A 1,129-nucleotide genomic window follows, 5' to 3' on the forward strand; every position below is an offset into this window, starting at 1 on the left:
TGCAGAGCAGCAATATCTTCCTCGCCCACAAACAGCGCAACATTCTCAATCAGAATCCCAAGTTAAATTGGGAAGACGAAATCGCTGGCGGAAAAAATAAAGATAATAATCATGGAATTTAAAGCAGTATTCGACAAGCTGATGCGATCATCTGGTGGTGGTCGCTCTTGCTTTTTGGTTATTCAGCCAGACGCAGTTTATTTATCATCACCAGCTAAAAGTGGCCGTCCGTCTCAGTTTGAAATTTCTGAATCAAATTGGGAACGCGCTGTTGAGCAAGCGTTAAGCGTTGCCGCGAGCGCTTATGATTCTCTGACCGTAGTGCTGTCACACAACTACTATCAGATGTATCAAATCGACAAGCCAGCCATGCCACGCCAAGAGTGGTCGGCGGCGCTGCCGTTTTTACTCAAAGAGCTTATTTCTGAGCGTGCCATCGACATCATCGCTGATGCGGTAGAGCTACCAAACTCAAGTAAAGTGCAAGCTTATGTTTTATCAAGAAAGATGCTTGATAAAATTGTGCTACTGGCTAGTCGTGCTCAATTGCCGTTAGAAGCGATCATTCCGGAAGATGATGTTTGGGGTGATACCGCTGGTGAGCTTGGTAACTTTTTGTTGCTGCAACGTAGCGCGCGTGGGCATTTCCGCATCAGTGCTTTTGTTGAGCACACCATTGCATTCCATCGTTCGATTCGTAGCGTGACACCTCCTCTTACTGGCGTACCGTCAAGCGAGCTACAGATGGACAGTTTGTCTCTGGAGCTACAACGTTCGATAGACTACCTCTCTGCTCAGCTTCGTCAGGTTCAGTTACACCAATTGAAAGTGTGCTGTGATGAAGAAGATGAGAACGAATTGGTTCAGTCGCTTAACTACCGCTTAAGCACCAAAGTATCGTCACTACTGCCTGAAGAACATGAACTCTCTGGTCATGTGCTTGCGGATGCGGCGGCGGCGTCTACAAATCGACGCGTCAATCTATATCCTGATCATTTAAAGCCGAAAAAAGATCTCCTTACGCTAAAAAATGTGGCGATTTCTTGGGGCGCGGCTGCTGCAGTGATTCTGTTGTCTTACGGCTACGTGTCTTGGCAAAGTGAAGGTTTGGAAGATGAAATCGCGATTG

Annotated in this window: 1 protein-coding gene; it reads left to right on the forward strand. The window is 46.8% G+C overall.

Annotation, left to right across the window (positions count from 1 at the left end; genetic code table 11):
- Positions 1 to 111: 111 nt before the first annotated feature.
- A partial coding sequence (locus R7M72_RS25430) for an MSHA biogenesis protein MshI (protein WP_318056502.1) occupies positions 112 to 1,129 on the forward strand: 1,018 nt, incomplete at its 3' end.

The organism is Vibrio sp. YT-18, from assembly GCF_033337345.1.
GTDB classification, from domain to species: domain Bacteria; phylum Pseudomonadota; class Gammaproteobacteria; order Enterobacterales; family Vibrionaceae; genus Vibrio; species Vibrio alginolyticus.